This window comes from Dyella sp. 01N448 (genome assembly GCF_056399225.1).
The window spans coordinates 341820-361584 of record NZ_JBFTQX010000005.1; the positions used below are offsets into that span (position 1 = coordinate 341820).

Genomic DNA, 19765 nt, shown 5'->3' on the forward strand with positions numbered 1-19765 from the left:
ACGATCCCTGCCGCATGCTCAGCGCCTTCAGCACGAGGAGCGAGGCATGAAGGCGGCGCAACTGTTCGTGAAAGCACTGGAAGCCGAGGGCGTGCACAGCATCTTCGGCGTGCCGGGCGAAGAGAATCTCGACTTCGTCGAAGCACTACGCGACTCCTCCATTCGCCTTATCGTGACTCGCCATGAGCAGGCCGCCGGATTCATGGCCGCCACCTGGGGACGGCTCACCGGCGAAGCCGGCGTCGCCCTCGCGACGCTGGGCCCTGGCGCCACCAACCTGGTCACCGCCGCGGCCTACGCCCAACTCGGCGCCATGCCGATGATGATGATCACCGGCCAGAAGCCGATCCGCGAGCACAAGCAGGGCTTGTTCCAGCTGGTCGACGTGGTCGACATGATGCAGCCGCTGACCAAGTACACACGCCAGATCGTATCGGCCCAGACCATACCGGCCCGCATTCGCGAAGCCTTTCGTCGCGCCGAGGAAGAACGTCCCGGGGCTGTGCATCTGGAGCTGCCGGAAGACATTGCGCGCGACACCGTCGAAGACGCCGTCCTGCTGCCCACCGAATATGCGCGCCGCCCTGCACCGGACGATGCGGCACTGGTGCAAGCCGCCGAAGCGATCACCCGCGCGAAGCATCCCATCCTGATGATTGGCGCTGCCGCGAACCGGCAGCGCACGACCGTGGCGCTGCGCGACTTCATCGACAAGCTGGGCATTCCGTTCTTCACCACCCAGATGGGCAAGGGCGTGGTCGATGAAGATCACCCGCTCTGGCTTGGCAATGCGGCGCTCTCCGATGGCGATTTCGTCCATCGCGCCATCGATGCCGCCGACGTGATCATCAACGTTGGCCACGACGTCGTGGAAAAGCCGCCATTCTTCATGCGCAAGGGCCGCCGCACCGTCATCCACATCAATTTTTCCAGCGCAGAAGTGGACGCGGTCTATTTCCCGCAGATCGAAGTGGTAGGCGATATCGCGCACACCATCGAACGCCTCACCGATGCGCTGCAGGCGCAGGAGCACTGGGACTTCAGTTATTTCGATCGCGTGCGCGACGCGTTCCACAAGCAACTGGAAGACCACGCCTGCGACAACCGTTTCCCGATGCACCCGGTGCGCGTGGTCGACGACACGCGCCGCTTCATGCCCGACGATGGCGTGCTATGCCTGGACAACGGCATGTACAAGCTGTGGTACGCGCGCTATTACCGTGCGCGCCAGCCCAACACCGTGCTGGTGGACAATGCGCTCGCCACCATGGGCGCCGGCCTGCCCTCGGCGATGGCGGCCAAGATGGTCTATCCCGAGCGCAAGGTGCTCGCCATCTGCGGCGATGGCGGCTTCATGATGAATGCGCAGGAGTTGGAAACCTGTGTGCGCCTGAAACAGGACCTGGTGATCCTGCTGCTGCGCGATGACGCCTACGGCATGATCCGGTGGAAGCAGGCCGAGATGGGCTACGCCGACTACGGCATGGTGTTTGGCAACCCCGATTTCGTCGCCTTTGCCGAAGCCCATGGCGCACGCGGCCATCGCCCCGGCAGCGCCGAGGAATTCCTGCCCACGCTGGAACGCGCTTTCAACGCCGGCGGTGTACACCTGATCGATCTGATGATCGACTATTCCGATAATCACCGCATTCTCAACGAAGAAATTCCCAAGCTCAGCGCCGCCGTCTGAGCATCCACGGATCGGGGTCATCCATGCTTGCCAAGAGTTATCCGTATTACCTCGCCAACCAGCCGCAGACGTCCAAGGAAATGATGGACGTGCTGGACAAATACAGCGGCAAGGTCGCCACGCGCGTGTGCGTACCCGATGCCAAGGCCACCGAGAAAGCCATCGCCGCCGCGGTGAAAGCCACCCGACCCATGCAGGATTTCAAGCCCTGGGCGCGGCAACAGGTGCTGCAGCATTGCGCGCAACGCTTCCAGGAGCGACGCAAAGAACTGGCCTATGCGCTGTGCGTGGAAGCAGGCAAGCCGATCAAGGATTCCGACGGCGAAGTACAGCGCCTGATCGAGACCTTCACCATCGCCGCCGAAGAAGCCGTGCGCACCAATGGCGAAACGATCAACCTGGAGATCGCCAAGCGTCTGGACGGCTATCACGGTTACACCAGGCGCGTGCCCCTTGGACCGGTGTCTTTCATCACGCCGTTCAATTTTCCGCTGAACCTGGTGGCGCACAAGGTCGCGCCGGCCATCGCCGCCGGCTGCCCTTTCGTGCTCAAGCCCGCCGAGCGCACGCCGATCGGCGCGCTGATCATCGGCGAAGTGCTGGCCGAAACGGATTTGCCCAAGGGCGCGTTCTCGGTGCTCACGCTCGATGGCAAGCATGCCAATCCGCTGGTGGAAGATCCGCGCTTCAAGCTGCTCTCCTTCACCGGCAGCCAGATCGGCTGGGATCTGAAAACCCGCGCCGGCCACAAGAAGGTGACGCTGGAACTGGGCGGCAATGCCGCGTGCATCGTCGATGCGGATCAAGGTCCGCACATGGACTATGTGATCGACCGCCTGGTGTTCGGCGCGCTCTATCAGTCCGGCCAGAGCTGCATCAGCGTGCAGCGCATCTACATCCACGAGTCGCTGTATGACGAAGTGAAAAAGCGCCTGGTGGCCGCCGTGAAAAAGCTCAAGGCCGGCGATCCAAAAAAGAAAGACACCTTTCTCGGCCCGATGATCGACGAGGCAGCTGCCGAACGCCTGCAGGGCTGGATCGAGGAAGCGCGCAAGGCCGGCGGCAAGCTGCTGTGCGGCGGCAAGCGCAACGGCGCCATGCTCGAGGCCACGCTGATGGAAAACGTGCCCACCAGCGCCAAGGCCTATCGCAACGAAGCGTTTGGTCCGTTCGCCCTGCTCGCGCCTTTCAAGAAATTCGACGAGGTCGTGGCCTTGGTCAACGATTCGGAATACGGTCTGCAGGCCGGCATTTTCACCGACAGCCTGGCCCACGCCATGCGCGCCTGGAACGAGATGGAACAAGGCGGCGTCGTTGTCAACGACGTGCCGAGTTTCCGCGTCGACAACATGCCCTATGGCGGCGTGAAGCTCTCCGGCATCGGCCGCGAAGGCATCCGCTGGGCCATCGAGGACATGACCGAGGTGCGTCTCATGGTCATGCGCGAGCGCTGATTTCCCGACTCATCCGGCCAGCCGCCGCGCCCTTGCGTTGACCGATGCAGGCGCGGCGGACCGCCCTCTGACTGTCACGTATCTGTCTTGCGCCAGTGCTTAGCTTGCGGGAGACCGACACCGAGGGCATGTCATGCAGACCGAAGCCGCAGTCGTCTCCGCCGCACCAGCACGCCAGGGATCGGGTCGACTGTTTGCGTTGATCTTCGTGGTGATCCTGTTGATCGGCGCCGGTTATGCCGGACTCCATCTGGTGCAGGACCTCTCGGCGGTCCGCTCCCAATCGCTGGCACCGTTTCTCCTGCTCGGCGTCGCGCTGTTGATCGCGCTGGGCTTCGAATTCGTCAACGGCTTCCATGACACCGCCAACGCGGTGGCCACCGTGATCTACACCAACTCCATGCCGGCCAATATGGCGGTGATCTGGTCCGGTGCCTTCAACTTCCTCGGCGTGTTGTTGTCCTCCGGCGCGGTGGCTTTCACCGTGGTCTCGCTGCTGCCAGTGGAGCTGATCCTGCAGGTGGGTGGACAGGCGGGTTTCGCCATGGTGTTCGCGCTGTTGATTGCCGCGATCCTGTGGAATCTTGGCACCTGGTATTTCGGCCTGCCCAATTCCTCCTCGCACACGCTGATCGGTTCGATCATCGGTGTCGGCCTGGCCAATCAGCTGATCTCCGGTCACAGCGGCACCAGCGGCGTGAACTGGGATGCCGCCATGAACGTGTTCCGCGGCCTGGTGTTTTCGCCCATCGCCGGCTTCCTGCTGGCCGGCCTGCTGATGTACCTGTTGAAGGCGCTGGTGAAGATTCCCGCGCTCTATCGCGCCCCCGAAGGCAAGAAGCCGCCGCCGTGGCCGATCCGCGCCCTGCTGGTGCTCACCTGCACCGGCGTGAGCTTCAGCCACGGCTCCAACGACGGCCAGAAAGGCATGGGCCTGATCATGCTGATCCTGATCGGTACGGTGCCTACGGCGTACGCGTTGAACGGCGCGGTGTCGGGTGGCGAAGTGAAGACCTTCCACCAGGTGTCGGTGGATACGCAGCATGTGCTCGGCAGCCTCGCCGGCAGCGTGACCTTCGACGGCGACCCGCGCGCCGTCATCACCACCGCCGTGCAGCAGCGCACGGCCCAGCCCAGCACGGCGCCTGCGCTGGCTCAGCTGATCGCGCAGATCGACCATGAAGTCGGCAATCGCACCTCGCTCAAGTCGGTGCCGCCGGAACAGATGGGCAACGTGCGCAACGACATCTACCTGGCCAACGCCGCCATTCCGCTGGTGCTGTCACAGCCGGGCCTCAGCAAGGAGCAGACCGCCACGCTCACCAGCTGGCGCGGACTGGCCACGCAGGCGATCCAGTTCATCCCGCCGTGGGTGAAGGTGGCCGTGGCGCTCGCGCTCGGCCTAGGCACCATGGTGGGCTGGAAGCGCATCGTGGTGACGGTGGGCGAGAAGATCGGCAAGGAGCACCTCACCTATGCGCAGGGTGCATCCGCCGAGCTGGTGGCCATGACGCTGATCCAGGCGGCCGACATGTACCACCTGCCGGTCAGCACCACCCACGTGCTCACCTCGGGCGTGGCCGGCACCATGGCGGCGAACGGTTCGGGCCTGCAATGGGCCACCGTGCGCAACCTGCTGATGGCCTGGATCCTCACCCTGCCCGCCTCGATCCTGCTGGCCGGCGGCTTGTACATTGTCTTCCGCCAGGTCTTTTGAGCGTTTAGGTAGCTAAGGCGTCGTTTCGGCTCCCTCCGGAGTGCACCGACCGTCCACGCCGGATGGCCATGGCCGCCTCCGCGCACCGCATCGGGCGTCGCAAGCACGGCTATCATGGCAACAGGGAGCCCGCCTTGGCGGGCTTTAGCCGTCGCGTCCTTTCAAGGAGCTTGCCGGATGCACGCAAGAACTGCCTTATGGCTTGGCGCGTTGCTGTTTATCAGCGGCGCGCAGGCGCAGAACATCCCCACACCCGCCGCCACGACGCCCGCGCCAGCGGCCGCAGTCGACTTGCAGACGGTGACCGTACGCGGCGAGCAACCCGGCCCTGAGTTATGGGAAGTGCGACGCGGCGACCATGTGTTGTGGATCGTCGGCACGCTGTCGCCGCTGCCCAAACACGCAGAGTGGCAATGGACCAAACTGGAGGAAGCGCTGGGCCGCTCATCGGAGTTGCTCGAAGCCCCTTCCGCACGCCTGAAGATGCCGTCGAGCCTGTTTTCCCGGCTTGCCCTGCAGCCGTCGGCCAAGCTCAATCCGGGCGGCGCCACCTTGCAGCGCCTGCTGCCGCCGGAGATGTATACGCGCTGGCTGGCGCTGCGCCATCAGTATCTGCAAGACGACGATGCGCTGGAATTCATGCGCCCGATGATCGTCGCCCAGCAGCTTTATGAGAAAGCGCTGGCCAAGGACGACCTGAGCAACGAGATCGACGTGGCCGCCATGGTGGAGAAGCTCGCGCGCAAGCATGGCAACCGCGTGATCGCCGTGCGCTATGAACTGCTGGTCACGCGGGCGCCGCCCAGTACCAGCATCGACCAGGACCAGCAGAATGGCATCGCCTGCCTGGACGAGACCATGCAACTGGTCGAGCACGACATGCCCAAGCTCACCCAGCGCGCCAACGCCTGGGCCACCGGCGACATGAAGACCCTGCAGAGCCTGATGCCGCAAAAGAACTACGAGCCCTGCATCGTGTCGGCCATCAACGGCGATTTCGAAAAGCAGCTCAATATTCCCGACCTGCCCCAGCGCATCGAGTCGGCCTGGATGAATGCCGCCGAGGCCGCGCTGATCCGCAACCGGCAGACGGTCGCCGTGCTGTCGATGGAGCAGTTGCTGTCGACGGACGGCTATCTGGCCAAGCTCAAGGCGCGCGGCTACATCGTGCGCCAGCCGGACAACACACTGCTCTGAGTCTGGCCGGCGCAAAGAAAAGGCCGCGCTCCTTTGAGAGGCGCGGCCCGCTCTGGTGCATCGATAAGCTTACTTGCTGCTGCGGTAGAGCGTGGCAGCGTCGGCCTTGAACGATTCGGCACTGCCCGGACGGCTGTAGAACATATGGCCGCCCGGATAGACCGCCAGCTTCACGCGCTGCGCCTGGCCGAACGTCGGCATCTGGTCGATGATCAGACGCGAGGTGAAGAACGGGCACGACAAGTCGTTGTAGCCGTGCACGATCAGCACCTTCATGTTCGGATCGTTGCCGATCGCCTTGCGCAGGTCCGCCACCGGCTTGTCGTCGGCGTTACCGCGATCCCAGGCCTTGTTCACGGCGTACGACAACGCTTCGTAGTGCGCGTCCGTCTTCCAGCCCACTTCGCGTGTCACGAAATCCACCATCGCGCTGGTGGTCGGCGCCAGCAGCGCTTCGAGAATCGGATCGCCCGACTGGCGATCGGCCGAGCCCGGGAACGGATCGAAGGCGGTGACGTTGGAGTCGTACACGCTGCCGATCTTCTTGTCGTTGCGATGGATTTCGCGCAGGTAGGTGGCGATGTCGACACGGCCATCCAGTCGCGACACCACGGCCGGATCCAGGCCCGTATACGCCGACACCTTCTGCACCATGCGACCGATCGCGCCCGGGTCCGAACGGCCGGCCAGGAAGTCGGTGACGAACTGCGTGCGCACATAGGTCTCGACGTCGTTCATCGCCGCCGGCGTGAGCTTGCCCTGGCTTTCCAGGCGCGCCGCGGTCATCGACGGCAGGTTGATCATCCACGGCAGCGGCGACAAGGCATCGCCATCGCCGATGGCGGCCGGATCGAGATACGGCGACACCATCACCAGGCCATTCACGCCCACACCCATGCGCGTCTGCAGCTCATAGCCGATACGCGGGGCGCGGTAGCCGCCGTAGCTCTCGCCCATCACGTACTTGGGCGCGCGCAGGCGGCCGTGCTTGACCAGCCAGTCGTACACCACGCGCGACAGATACTTGATGTCGGCCTCGGTGGAGTAGAAATCCTTCTTGGTCTGCTCATCGTCTTCCAGCGAACGCGAGAAGCCCGTGCCGACCGGATCGATGAACACCAGGTCGCTCATGTCGAGCCAGGTGTTGGGATTGTCCTTGGTGATCGCCGCATCGGACGGCGCATCGCCATCCACGCCGAACTGAATGCGCTTGGGACCAATGGCGCCCATGTTGAGGTACACCGACGACGCGCCCGGACCACCGTTGAAGGCGAAGGTCACCGGACGGTGCGGGTCGTTGCCCGGCACCACGTACGAGGTGTAGACCACGTCGGCGATCTTCTTGCCCTTGGCGTTGCGCACCTCGATGGTGCCCACGGTCGCCTCGTAGGACAGCGTACGGCCGCCTACGCGCACGCTCTGCTTGATGGTCTTGTCGGCGGGCAGCGGCGGCAGGTCGCTGTCGGACTTCTTGTCGGCGGCTTCGGCCGCGGGCTTGGCATCCTTGCCTTCGGCGGCCATGGCGGACCACGGCGACAAGGCCAGGCCCAGCGCGAACACACCCGCTGCGCACCACGCAGCTCCACGCCCCACACGGGCGAAACGACCTCGTACAGCCAAATCAGGATTCATCGACACTCTCACGCAGGGACTCATGGGACTCGACCGGCTATCGCGCGGGCGAAACACCATAGATGCGTCATGCGGCACCGGGTGACCAGTGCCGTAAGACAGGGTCAAGACCTTGCGATGCGAGCCGACGCCTTAGGTCGAAGGCACCGCGGCAACATCGCCGCGCGGCCGCGCCCCCATCACTACCATCCACAACACGAAGGCCAGCTCGCCCAGCTGGAGCGGGAAAGCCACTTTCGAGATGAGGTCTTCGTACGCCGGYAACACCACGCCGGTCACGCACAAAGCCAGATAGGCGAAGCCGTTGAGGATCAGCCAGTAGCCCAGAAAGCGCGGCAGGAAGCGCGAGCGGATCACCAGCAGCGCCAGCGGGAACAGCCACAAGCCCCAGAACATCTCGGCACACGAAATCATCATGCCGTGCAGGCGCAGGAACAGCGCCGCGAGCGCCTCGCGCTCGGGCTGCTCGAACGCTGCCAGAATCGGGCCGCCCTTGACCAGCAGCAGTGCCGCCGCATCATTGAGCACGTTGAAGAAATACAGCGGCGTATCCATGAAGCCCAGCACGAACATCAGCCCTGCCAAGGTTTTGTTGACGCCCTTGAACAGCTGGTAGAGCGTGAACGTCAGCAACAGGCTGATCACGCCGGTCAGCAGATCGCCAAAGATGCCGAGCCGGAACAACAACTCGTGCGCTGCGATATTGCCGGCCGTCGCGGCGGGGTTGTCGTGGACAAAAAGCGTGTTCGGGATATAGATCAGCCGGAATGGCGCGGTGATCGTCAGTGCCAGGTAGATGAGACCGGCAATACGCGCGTCACGCTTGAGCGTTGTCATTGGATGCATTCCCCAGAGATGCGTGACTCATCGTACCGATTATCGGGATGCAGAAACCGGCATCGATGTTGATGGCCCTGCCTGCACCTGCCGACACCGCAGCATCCAGACCATCCCGATGGCCAGCAACGCGCTAAAGACACGCAGGCCATTCCCCAGCCAGCCGGTCGCGGCCGATGGCGCCACATCGAAGACATCCCACGCGGCATTGAGCGAGCAGTGGAAGATCAGGCCGCACCACAGCGTGTAACCATCCATCGCATCGAGCACCGCGAACACGATGCCGCCGACGAAGGTGATGGCGAAGACTTGCAAAGCCAGCTCACTGTCCTGCATGCCCACCCAATGCACCCAGCCAAACACCAGGGCCTGCACCAGCACGGACGGCAGCATCCGCCACCCGAGGCCGCGACGTACGAAAATGAAGCCGAAGCCGCGAAACACCAGTTCCTCGGCCAGCGGAAACAACAAGGCCGTAAACAGGATGTCCCGCCAGTCGATGGTCGCCTGCAACTGGCCAGTGACCGCGCATCCGATCCAGAACGGCAGCGTGGCCAGCAGCACCAGCAGCGGCGCCTTCCATCCGTTCGAGTGCAGACCCAAGAGGCGCCGAACCGATGGCCCGGTCCGCCGCGACCGCAAGGCCAGCAAGGCAACGAGCGCCAACAGTACCGCCAGCAGGTTGTCCATGCTGGAGCCGCCGAAGGACGACATGGGCAAGCCGGGAATCTTCAGGCCCACCATCAAAGTCAGGTCGCGCACGGACAGCGCAGCGAACAGCACCGCGATCACCACGACCGCCTTGGCCCAAACAACTGCGGGATGCGACGCCTGCATATGCCCTCCTGGCCGATGGGACGAACGCCCTACTCTCACTCCGGCCCGTGGTTCACCGCAAGAATGACCTTTGGGGCAGAGCGTCGCCCGCCCGTGCCCGGGAGATCGTCGAAGCCTGGGCGATCGAACAACGTCTTTGATCCGCGAACCGTAGCCTCAGTGCGGTATGCCCTGATCCCGTTCCAGCTCACCCACGGTCACCGTGCCGTACCAGGCCGCATCGCGAATGCGAAAGTACTGCTTGGGGTCCCAGCGCCAGGCCACGTAAATATTCCCGCAACCCGTGATGGGCGCGCCGTCGATGGATTCAGCGCCGCACGACGGCAGTGGCCCGGTGAAGTCGCCCAGGGAGGGGTTGGCCGCCGCAAACTGTGCCAGCGTCAGCGAGCTGACCTCGGGCGCACCGTAGCCAACCAACGATCCAGTCATCCCGGTCCTGGCCTCGCGCAACGCCCGCTCCATGCGCGGCTTCGCCACCGCATCGCCGTACTCGCCGGACAGTTGATCCAACAGCACGCTTCCTTGTTGACGCTGACTGGCGTCCAGCTGATTCCATACGGCATCGCGGGTGGCTACGTAGCGCGGAAATTTCCGCTCCGCGCCCAGCGCCAGCCACGCATACGCGGTGACAGGATTCTTGGCGACACCCTCGCCGTGCAAATACATCAAGCCGATGCTGAGCTGAGACAGCTTGTCGGCATAGCGCGCGCCAATCTCGAAATATTTCATCGCCTTGGCGTAGTTGCCACTTGCATAGGCGCGCATCCCGACAAATTCGCCGTACTGATCGGGGTGCCCCCAGGTGGACGTGCGGTCCATGGCGGCCAGGACTTTCTGCGACGCCTTGTCGTCCATGGATGCCGCATGGCTCGTAACCAGAGAAAGCGGAAGAACCGCGACGACCAGGATACCGATCCATTGCGTCTTCATGAGTGCCTCCGAGGGTGTCCAGAGCTCTCTCGCGCATTTCATGACCAGACCCATTCACGCCATGTGAAGAGCCGGCGCCAGCCATCGATCAGCTCACTTCCTGCCACTGAAAATAGCGACGGTGGGCGATGCTAAGCAGATGCTGATCCTCCGGCGTATCGCCGTAGGCATAGACCACGGGATAAGCGGCCAGATCATAGGCGGCGCGGACGCGGCGCGCTTTTTCCGCGTTCACGCATTGTTCGCCGCGGTAGCGACCCGTCAGCTGGCCGTCGCGCGCCTCAAGCTGGGAGCACAGCAGTTCCAGATCATGCGTGCGGCACCAATGGGACATATAGACGTCCAGCGCACCGGATACCACGACGACGCGATCGCCCTGCGCCTTATGCCACTGGATGCGCTCCAGCGCCTGCGGGCGCAGCACGCCCGGCAATACATCGCGTGCAAATTGCTCGCCGCGTGCATGGGCATGCGTTTCCGGCACGCCACGAAAACCCAGCTGCACTGCACTGCGCCGCATGAGGTTGGGCGACACCCAGCCAAGCTTGTAGCCAGCCACCATCGGGGCAAGCAGCGCGCCGCCAAGGGCGCGCCGGCGCGGCGACACGGCAAATTCGATGAAGGGCCGGAACATCTCTCGCGTGGTGATGGTTCCGTCGAAATCGAACAAAGCGAGATTCATGGCATTCCCTGGCCGTGTTGTCAGCGCGGCGCATGCTCGATGCCTGCCACGCGAAGGTCAAGTGCCCTCAGGCGACCGACTCGGCGTCGGCCGGACGCAGGCGCGCCACGTCGCGCAAGGGCGGCGCGCCGAACTGGCGACTGTATTCGCGACTGAACTGCGAGGGACTTTCATAGCCCACCTGATGCGCCGCCGTGGCGACGTCGCACTGGCTGGCCAGCAGCAGGCGACGCGCTTCGTGCAAACGCAGCTGCTTCTGGTACTGCAGCGGACTCATCGCGGTAATGGCGCGAAAATGGTGATGCAGCGAGGAGGTGCTCATGTTCACGCGCATCGCCAGCTCCTCGATGCGCAAGGGCTCGTCGTAGTGCTGCCGCAACCAGTCGATGGCGCGCGACACCTGATGACCCTGGCTGCCGGACGTGGCGATCTGCGCCAGCAACGCACCCTGCTCGCCCGTCAGCAATCGGTACAGCAGTTCGCGCTCGATCAAGGGACCCAATACCTCGAGGTCGCGCGGCGTATCGAGCAGGCGAACCAGGCGCAGCAGCGGATCGAGCAGCCCGCCATCGAGCGGACTCATCGAAAGACCGGGCGCAGACGCGACGGCACTGCGGCGCAACTGCACGCCGGGCAGCAGCTCGCGGATGCACTGCAGATCCAGGCGAAAGGTCAGGCACAGGCACGGCGCATCGTCCGATGCCCGGACCACCTGCGAGGACACCGGCACATCCACCGCGTTGACCATGTAGTTGGCCGGCTCATGCAGGAACGTTTGCTGGCCGAGCAGGATCTGCTTCGCCCCCTGCAGCGCAAGGCCCAGACCCGGGCCGTACATGGCGCAGGTCGGCACGCCAACCGAGTTGGCGCGAAACAGCGTCAGGGCTGGCCAAACCGTGGTGTGCAAGCCATCAGCCGCCGCCAATCGTTCAACGATGGCTGTCAATTCCTCGCGATCTTGCGCCAGTCGCGCCGAAGAGCCAGGAGCGGAAGGTTTTTCATTCATGGACTTAGGTTCCATTTCTGCAGGACGAGATTGCCTGTTCCTCCGCCATATGGCGAGCCCCTGGGCCACGACCTTGCAGGATCAGGCAATCATCTCGCAGGAATCGGCTACCCGGGCCATACACCGGGCGCCCATACTCCTCGCCTTGCTGTCCCGTCCCCAAGGAGTCATGCCATGACGCTTTCCATCCGCGGCTACGCCGCCCAGTCCGCCACCACGCCGCTGGCCGCTCACCAGTTCGAACGCCGCGATCCGCGCGCGAACGATGTGGTGATCGACATCCTGTATTGCGGCGTTTGCCACTCGGATATCCACCAGGCGCGCGACGAATGGGGCGGCAGCCTCTACCCGATGGTGCCCGGCCACGAGATCGTGGGCCGCGTCAGCTCCGTCGGCCCCGAGGTCACCAAGTTCAAGGTGGGCGACACGGTGGGCGTGGGCTGCATGGTCGACTCCTGCCAGCACTGCGCCTCGTGCAACGCCGGCCTCGAGCAGTACTGTGTTGAAGGCGCCACCTGGACCTATAACGGCATCGATCGCCACGACAAGATGCCCACCTTCGGCGGCTACTCCGAGCGCATCGTGGTGTCGGACAAGTTCGTCGTGTCGATCTCCGACAAGCTGGACCTGAAGGCTGCCGCGCCGCTGCTGTGCGCCGGCATCACCACCTGGTCGCCGCTGCGTCACTGGAATATCGGCAAGGGCAGCAAGATCGCCGTGATCGGCCTGGGCGGCCTGGGCCACATGGGCCTGAAGTTCGCCAAGGCGATGGGTGCCGACGTCACCTTGTTCACCCGTTCGCCGGGCAAGGAAGCGGAAGCACGCCGCCTGGGCGCCGACCATGTGGTGTTGTCCACCGACGAGAAGCAGATGGCCGCCGTGTCGCGCCAGTTCGAGTTCATCCTCGACACGGTGCCCAACCCGCACGATCTCAACCCGTACCTGGCCACGCTCGCCGTCAATGGCGTGATCTGCCTGGTCGGCCAGCTGCAGCCGCTCGATCCTCCGGTGAACGCTGCGCAGGTGCTGCTGGGTCGTCGCTCGATCTCGGGTTCGGCCATCGGCGGCATCGCCGAAACGCAGGAAATGCTCGACTTCTGCGCCGAGCACAACATCGTCAGCGACATCGAAGTGATCGACATCAAGAACATCAATGCCGCCTACGAGCGCGTCATCACCAGCGACGTGCGCTATCGCTTCGTGATCGACATGGCTTCGCTCAAGGCTGCCTGATGATGTACTGACCCGGGCAGCACAAGCCGCCCGGACGCCCCACAAAACCGGCCCTTACACGGCCGGTTTTGTTTTTCCGCCGAGATGACGGCTGGCCTCATGTGCTTCGCGCAGTCGTTGCGCATGCGCCTTGAGCAGATCGCCGCGGGTGATGATGCCCACCATCCGGCGTCCCTGGCGATCCATCACCACCAGGCGGCCGACGTCGGCCTCCACCATATGATCGGCGGCTTCGCGCAGCGTGTGGTCTTCGCGCACCACGAGAGGCGGACGATGCAGCAGCGAACGCACTTGCGCATCCAGCGGCGAGCCGGCGCGCAGCAGATCGCGGCGGGTCACCACGCCCAGCAAGCGGCCCTGCTCGTCCACCACCGGAAAGCCCTGATGTTTGGCCGGTGCATGTTCCGTCGACAGCCAGGCCTGCACCTCGCCAATCGTCTCGCTGGCGCGCAGGCTCACGACGTCTCGGCTGCATGCTTCGCCAACAGCAAGGCGCTCCAGGTAATCGGCCGTGTACTCGTCCGGCACGAGCACGCCGCGACGGACGATCTTCTCCGTCATGATGGTGTTCCGCATCAACAAACCCGAAACCAGGTATGCCGCCGCGCAGGCGCCGAGCAAGGGCAGCAGGCCGTGCGGCTGCTGGGTCGTCTCGAACGCAAAAACGACCGAGGTGAGGAAGGCGCGCGACGCCCCCGCGAAAATCGCCGCCATGCACACCAGCGCCGCCACCCGCGGATCCACCTGCAGCCATGGCAACCAGTCCACGCACAGCAGGCCGAGCACGCCGCCCATCGCACTGCCGATGGTGAACAGCGGCGCGAGCGTACCTCCGGAAGTGCCACTGCCCAGCGCCACCGACCAGGACAGCAGCTTCATCAGACACAGCGCGAGCATGCCGGCAAACCCGACCTGCCCGGCAATCAGCGCCGCGATATTGCCGTAGCCCACACCCAGCGTGGCCGGCATGAAGTAACCCACCACGCCCACCACCACGCCACCGATGGCCGGCCACCACATCCAGTGGATCGGCAGTTTCTCGAAGCCGTCTTCAATGGCGTAGGTGAGCTTGGTGATGCCGACGCTGACCACGCCCGTGACGATGCCCATGACGATGTAGGCCACCACGGCGCTGAGTGCCGGCGTGGCGATGGCGGGCATCGGGAACATCGGTTCATTGCCTTCCAGCAGGTAGCGAACTGCTGTGCCCATCACCGCCGCCAGCGCTACCGGAATCAGCGAACGCGCGCGACGTTCGAACAACAGCAATTCGATCGCCAGCAACACGGACGAGATCGGCGCGGAGAACACCGCGGCCATGCCTGCCGCGGCGCCGGCCGCCAATAGTGTCTTGCGCTCGTCCGCCGTGACGCGCAACAGCTGGCCGATCAATGACCCCAATGCACCGCCGGTGGCGATGATCGGTCCTTCGGCGCCGAACGGACCACCGGTGCCGATGGCAATGGCGGACGACACCGGTTTCAGCCAGGTGATGCGCGGCGGAATCCGGCTTTCATTGAGCAACACCTGCTCCATCGCTTCGGGAATGCCGTGACCACGAATGGCACGCGAACCCCAGCGCGCCATCGCGCCGACGATCAGGCCACCGACCACCGGCACCGCAATCACCCACAGGCCCAGATGATTGCCTGCCGGGCTGCTGAATTCCGTACTGAGGCGCCCGTAAAAAGCGAGGTTGGTAACCAGTCCGATCAACGCGGTCAGTAACCGCGCCACCAGCGCCACCGCCGATCCCAGCAGCATGGCGAGCAGACAGATCCACAGCACGCGCCGCTCCAGCGGACGAAATTGGCGCGGCATGTGCGCCGCGGTCAGCGTCCGATCCAGCGAAGGGGCAAGCGGAAGCGCCGCACGCGAGTGCGGATCGGTGGGCAGTTCGGAGGGCATGGAAGCGACCGGCGTGAGTAAGCCGCGCAAGGTTACGCCGATACGCGCTCAGTAGCTGGCTGGAAAATGAACGGCTATCAGGCGCTTCAGGCACCCAGCGGCGGCGCCTTCGGGGCATTCCAGCCCAGCACGTTGTAGACCCGGTAACGCAGGATGCCCAGGTACTCGTGCAGCGAGGCATCCATCAGCATGAAGTTCCACGAGTCGGGCGCCAGTTCCCTGCGCGCATTGACCCAGTCGCCGGCCACCGGCTGCGGCACGATGCCGAAGTGCGCGAAGTACAACAGCGATCGACGCAGGTGAATGCCAGAGGTCACCAGCACGATGTGCTGCGGCGCGTACTCGGCGAGGATCGGACGGCTGAACTGCGCGTTCTGCCACGTGCTCATGCTGCGCGATTCAATCGACAAATCCGCCGCGGGAATGCCGAGCGCGCGAAGTGCCCGGCCATACACCACCGCCTCGGCCTCGCCGTGGTCTTGCGAATCGCCACCGCTCACCACCAGGCGGCACTCCTTGCCGGCGGATTTGCACGCGCTATAAAGCTGGGCGGCACGCAACAGGCGACCATTGACGAAATAGGAAGGTTGCAACGGATGGCCTTCGTCCACCGCCGTGCCCGCGCCAAGCACCACGATGGCATTGCGCGGCGTCCACGCAATCGCCGGATCGACTTCGTATGGCGCTTGCAGCCCGTCGGAAAGCCAGCGTGGCAGTGCGCCGCAACCGATGCCGAAGAACAGCAGCAGGCTCGCGATCAACAGCGCGCGCGCGGTCTTGCGCCAGCGCAGGCGATACAGCCACACGATCAACAGCAGCAGCACGAACAGAACGGCCAGCATGCGGATTCCCCGCTCCATGGAAAGGCATGGCATCTTAGGGCCTTACGCTATGGCGAGGCGATAGCGCAGGGTCGATCGACCTGTCGCCTGGGGACACGCCAGCATGCTGGCGAGCGGACAATGTGACACCGCAGGGACCGGTACATGACCACACTCGTTTTCGTGCACGGCTGGAGCGTCACCAATACTTCAACCTATGGTTTGCTGCCACAGCGTCTCCAGGCGCAGGCCGCATCCGCAGGCATCGCATTGGCGGTGGCCGACATCTGGCTATCGGAATACGTGAGTTTCGATGACGTGGTCACCATGGCCGACGTCGTGCGTGGATTTGATCACGCCCTGCGCGACCTGCATCTGCACGACGCCAGTTTCGTTTGCATCACCCACTCCACCGGCGGACCCGTCGTGCGCGAGTGGCTTCGCGCGCAGCGGGAACGACCGCACGCCTTCAGCACGATCCGCCTGACCCACCTGATGATGCTGGCGCCGGCGAACTTCGGCTCCGCCCTCGCCCAACTCGGCAAAGGCGTGCTGAGCCGCCTGCGCGCCTGGGCCGGTGGCGTGGAACCCGGGCAACGCATACTCGACTGGCTGGAACTGGGCAGCAGCGAATCGCTGTCGCTCAACCTCGATCATATCCACGGCGATGATGCGGCCGAGCGCGGCCAGTTCCTCTTCGTGCTCACCGGCGACCGACCTGATCGATCGCTCTACGACCACATCAACAGCTATACCGGCGAAGACGGATCGGACGGCGTCGTACGCATCGCGGCGGCCAATCTCAATGCGCGCCACGCCGTGCTCGCGCGCCAGGGCAGCAGCAACGACGCAACGCTGGCCATCAATGCCACGGTCGCGCCGCGCACCGCGTTCAAGCTGATCCCGGGCGCAGCGCACTCCGGCCTCGGGCAAGGCGTGATGGCCGCCGCGCCGCAAGCGACGGTGGACGCGCTGCTCCGCTGCCTGCAGGTGCGCGACGTGGGCGGCTACCACCAACTGTGCGACGCCTTCGATGCGCAAAATGCACAGCGCGACGCCGAGCGGGTGGAAAAGGAGCCCGTAGGTCCGTTCTCGCCCCGCGTCCATATCCACGATCCACGCAGCATGCTGGTGGTTCGCCTCACCGACGAGGCGGGTGAGCCGCTGCTTGGCGCACGCTGGCTGTTCGAGGCCGGCCTGCCGCCGAACCCCGACTGGATGCCACAGGGTTTCATGCTCGACCGCCAGGCGAACAGCCGGCAGGGACACGTGATCACGTTCTTCCTCAACCATGGCTTGCTGGCCGGCACTGCACGCGTCGCCGACCCGGACAACAGCCGGCGCACCTTGCGTGCCGCCATGAGCGGGCATCGGCCCTATAGCGCGACGATCGAACCGGCTGATCTGGCCGGACTCGTGCATCACGCCATCGCCAGCTCGGCCTCCAGCGACGACCTGTTCCTGATCCTCGCCCCGCACCAGACCACCGTGCTCGACGTGGTGCTGCCACGCCACGTGCGCGAAGGCGTGTTCCGGCTCACCCAGCAACGCGAGCCTGAGGATTTCTCGCACCCTGTAGCAGGTGACGTCATCCCCTGACCTCCGGGCACGGCCAAACCCCAAGTGGCGATGGCCTGCGTTACATGGGAATGCAGCCACCTTTCCTGAACCCGACACTTCAATGGACGCCTGCCACTGACCCGCCTGCTTACCCCAAGCCCCGGTTTGGCTTAACCTCGCCGCCCATGGATGCCCCTGTGGACGACGATGCGACGCTGATGCTTGCCTATGCCAGGGGCGAGGCTGCGGCGTTCAATGCGCTCTACGCCCGGCACCGGGCCGCACTCTATCGATTCCTGCTGCGCGCGGCGCGCGATCCCCAGCTGGCCGAGGAGCTTTTCCAGGAGACCTGGAGTCGCGTGGTGGCCTCGCGCGCGCGCTATGTGCCACAAGCCAAATTCACCACCTGGCTACTGCAGATCGCGCATAACCTGTTGATCGACAGCTACCGCCGCAAGCGCCCGCTCGCCACCGGCGAGGAAGCCGAGCGGGTATTCGAAGTAACCGCGTCACCGGAACGCGAACAACCCGAGCACCTGCTGTCGGAGTTCGAACGTCGCCGGCGTCTGCAGTTGGCGATCGAGCAACTGCCCGATGAGCAGCGCACCGCGGTGCTGCTGCGCCTGGAAAACGAACTGAGCGTGGAGGAGATTGCCGAAGTCACCGGCGTGGGACGCGAGACTGCCAAGTCGCGCCTGCGCTATGCCATGAACCGTTTGCGCGAACAGTTGGCCGAATGAATACGCACGACCACGACAACGACGCGCTGCCCGGCGAAGACGAGCTCAAGTCGCTCTATCGCAGCCTGCCGCGCAAGGAACCATCGCCCGCCCTCGATGGCGCGATCCAGCGCGCGGCGGCCGACGCCGTGCGCGCCGACAAGCGCAGCGGTGTGACGCGCTGGCCGGTAGCCGTTGCCAGTGTGGCCGTCCTGGTCGTGGCTGCCGGGCTGGGCTGGCGCATGGTGCAACAACCCGCGAGCGTGCCGCAGGGCCCTGCTTCGCGCGCTGTTGCCGTCAGCGCGGCGCCCGCATCCGAACCGGCGCAGGCGGCGTCCAGTCCAAGCGATGCGCAGGTCGTCAACACCCCTGCCGCACCCTTGGCGGCTGCAGCTCCGGCGACGCGCATCGCGGCGCCGACGGCAGCGAAGCGGGAAAACATCCGTTCCGCCATGAAGCCGAAAGTGGTGGCGCCGGTCGCCGCGACTGCGCAACCACCCACCTCCGAGACGGAAGCGGCACCGCTGGCAGCCATCAACGAGGACCGCATGGCGGCGGCGCCGCCGCCGGCAGCACCTGCGCCCGTCGCGCAAGCCGCCCCATCCGCTTATGCACCGCAGGCTGCGATGCGAGCCACGGCTGCCACCGGCGCGCTCAGCCAGCGCGCAACGGCGATGAAGGACATGTCTGCCCCCGCCGTTTCGCCGGACAGTACGGCAGCCAACGCGGCCGATACGCCAGCCCAAGAGCTGGAGAAGATCCGCCAGCTGTTCGCCCTGCATCGCCACGATGAAGGCGTGCAGCGGCTGACCACCTTCCAGCAGACACACCCGGACGTGCCCTTGCCCGACGACCTGCGAGCGCAACTGCCCGACCATGAGTGATCCGCTGCATACCCTTGCCGCTGCCTGCCAGCACAGCGAGGACATCAAGAAGAGTCGGTTCCTGGCCCAGGCGGCACCCGTACAGACGCCCGAACAGGCGCTGGCCTTCGTACGCCAGGTGAGCGATCCGGCAGCGACGCACAACTGCTGGGCCTACCGCATCGGCCAGGACTATCGCTTCAACGATGACGGCGAGCCGGGTGGCACCGCGGGACGCCCGATGCTTCAAGCCATCGAAGGCCAGGGTATCGATCGCGCCGTGGTGGTCGTCACGCGTTGGTATGGCGGCATCAAGCTGGGCGCCGGCGGACTCGTGCGCGCCTACGGTGGCACGGCTGCGGAGTGCCTGCGTCGCGCCGATCGCGTTCCCCTGGTTGCCATGGCGCGACTGGGCCTGCGTTGCGACTTCGCCGAACTGGCCTTGCTCAAGGCCCGCCTGCGCGAGTTCGACGCCGAGATCGTGCAGGAAAGCTTCGATGCGCAAGGGGTCGCGCTGGAGATCCAGCTGCCCGACAGGCATGCCGACGAGGCACAGGCGCTGGTCAACGACCTCAGCCGAGGCCGTCACCGTGCACGCCGCCTGGATTGAATCAGGCGCGAGTCGCCCCACCTTCAAACAGATGCGCCAGCCCGGCGCGGATGCCGACGACGAGAACTC

General features: G+C 64.9%; 17 protein-coding genes. 9 read left to right on the forward strand and 8 right to left on the reverse strand.

All coding sequences use genetic code 11. The features are described 5' to 3' along the window. The first annotated feature begins 46 nt into the window (after window positions 1-46). The 4 genes from AC1DKY_RS11190 to AC1DKY_RS11205 all read left to right on the forward strand — a co-directional run bounded on the left by AC1DKY_RS11190 (window position 47) and on the right by AC1DKY_RS11205 (window position 6058). Entirely contained in the window at window positions 47-1690 is a 1644-nt protein-coding gene (locus AC1DKY_RS11190; RefSeq protein ID WP_441603271.1) for an acetolactate synthase large subunit, read from the forward strand. 23 nt (window positions 1691-1713) lie between these two features. After that, a complete protein-coding gene (locus AC1DKY_RS11195; protein WP_441603270.1) occupies window positions 1714-3144 on the forward strand; it encodes an aldehyde dehydrogenase family protein in 1431 nt (476 codons plus the stop codon). 133 nt (window positions 3145-3277) lie between these two features. Next, a complete protein-coding gene (locus AC1DKY_RS11200; protein ID WP_441603269.1) occupies window positions 3278-4861 on the forward strand; it encodes an inorganic phosphate transporter in 1584 nt (527 codons plus the stop codon). Between the two features lie 177 nt (window positions 4862-5038). Then, complete coding sequence (locus tag AC1DKY_RS11205; RefSeq protein ID WP_441603268.1) at window positions 5039-6058, forward strand: TraB/GumN family protein; 1020 nt, start codon at window positions 5039-5041, stop codon at window positions 6056-6058. Between the two features lie 69 nt (window positions 6059-6127). Here the strand turns inward: AC1DKY_RS11205 and AC1DKY_RS11210 are convergent, their stop codons facing one another. The 6 genes from AC1DKY_RS11210 to AC1DKY_RS11235 all read right to left on the reverse strand — a co-directional run bounded on the left by AC1DKY_RS11210 (window position 6128) and on the right by AC1DKY_RS11235 (window position 11982). Beyond that, the gene (locus AC1DKY_RS11210; RefSeq protein WP_441603267.1) at window positions 6128-7690 is read right to left on the reverse strand and encodes a S10 family peptidase; all 1563 of its coding nucleotides are present in this window, start codon (window positions 7688-7690) and stop codon (window positions 6128-6130) included. Window positions 7691-7822: 132 nt separating this feature from the next. Then, a complete protein-coding gene (locus tag AC1DKY_RS11215; RefSeq protein ID WP_441603266.1) occupies window positions 7823-8527 on the reverse strand; it encodes a DUF4386 domain-containing protein in 705 nt (234 codons plus the stop codon). A 39-nt stretch (window positions 8528-8566) separates the two neighbouring features. After that, entirely contained in the window at window positions 8567-9364 is a 798-nt protein-coding gene (locus AC1DKY_RS11220) for a CPBP family intramembrane glutamic endopeptidase (RefSeq protein ID WP_441603265.1), read from the reverse strand. A 156-nt stretch (window positions 9365-9520) separates the two neighbouring features. Continuing rightward, on the reverse strand, window positions 9521-10348 hold the full coding sequence (locus AC1DKY_RS11225) for an SEL1-like repeat protein (protein WP_441603264.1): 828 nt from the start codon (window positions 10346-10348) through the stop codon (window positions 9521-9523). A gap of 34 nt (window positions 10349-10382) precedes the next feature. Next, the gene (locus tag AC1DKY_RS11230) at window positions 10383-10976 is read right to left on the reverse strand and encodes an HAD family hydrolase (RefSeq protein WP_441603263.1); all 594 of its coding nucleotides are present in this window, start codon (window positions 10974-10976) and stop codon (window positions 10383-10385) included. A gap of 67 nt (window positions 10977-11043) precedes the next feature. Continuing rightward, a complete protein-coding gene (locus AC1DKY_RS11235) occupies window positions 11044-11982 on the reverse strand; it encodes an AraC family transcriptional regulator (RefSeq protein ID WP_441603262.1) in 939 nt (312 codons plus the stop codon). Between the two features lie 174 nt (window positions 11983-12156). Between AC1DKY_RS11235 and AC1DKY_RS11240 the strand changes: the two genes are divergently transcribed. Continuing rightward, window positions 12157-13215: an NAD(P)-dependent alcohol dehydrogenase gene (locus tag AC1DKY_RS11240; RefSeq protein WP_441603261.1), complete on the forward strand. Its 1059-nt coding sequence runs from the start codon at window positions 12157-12159 to the stop codon at window positions 13213-13215. Between the two features lie 54 nt (window positions 13216-13269). Here the strand turns inward: AC1DKY_RS11240 and AC1DKY_RS11245 are convergent, their stop codons facing one another. Both AC1DKY_RS11245 and AC1DKY_RS11250 read right to left on the reverse strand, forming a co-directional pair. Next, window positions 13270-15036 (reverse strand): chloride channel protein, encoded by a 1767-nt coding sequence (locus tag AC1DKY_RS11245; protein WP_441603363.1) that lies wholly within the window; start codon window positions 15034-15036, stop codon window positions 13270-13272. Between the two features lie 173 nt (window positions 15037-15209). Further along, window positions 15210-15965, reverse strand: a complete 756-nt coding sequence (locus AC1DKY_RS11250) for a YdcF family protein (RefSeq protein ID WP_441603260.1) — start codon at window positions 15963-15965, stop codon at window positions 15210-15212. Between the two features lie 144 nt (window positions 15966-16109). On the opposite strand from AC1DKY_RS11250, the gene AC1DKY_RS11255 reads away from it, so the two are divergent. The 4 genes from AC1DKY_RS11255 to AC1DKY_RS11270 all read left to right on the forward strand — a co-directional run bounded on the left by AC1DKY_RS11255 (window position 16110) and on the right by AC1DKY_RS11270 (window position 19696). Further along, window positions 16110-17543, forward strand: a complete 1434-nt coding sequence (locus AC1DKY_RS11255; RefSeq protein WP_441603259.1) for a lipase family protein — start codon at window positions 16110-16112, stop codon at window positions 17541-17543. 146 nt (window positions 17544-17689) lie between these two features. After that, window positions 17690-18244: an RNA polymerase sigma factor gene (locus tag AC1DKY_RS11260; protein ID WP_441603258.1), complete on the forward strand. Its 555-nt coding sequence runs from the start codon at window positions 17690-17692 to the stop codon at window positions 18242-18244. Further along, window positions 18241-19107 (forward strand): hypothetical protein, encoded by an 867-nt coding sequence (locus AC1DKY_RS11265; RefSeq protein ID WP_441603257.1) that lies wholly within the window; start codon window positions 18241-18243, stop codon window positions 19105-19107. The genes AC1DKY_RS11260 and AC1DKY_RS11265 overlap by 4 nt, the downstream gene beginning before the upstream one ends. Beyond that, window positions 19100-19696, forward strand: a complete 597-nt coding sequence (locus AC1DKY_RS11270; protein WP_441603256.1) for an IMPACT family protein — start codon at window positions 19100-19102, stop codon at window positions 19694-19696. Before AC1DKY_RS11265 ends, AC1DKY_RS11270 begins: the two co-directional genes overlap by 8 nt. Window positions 19697-19765 lie beyond the last annotated feature (69 nt).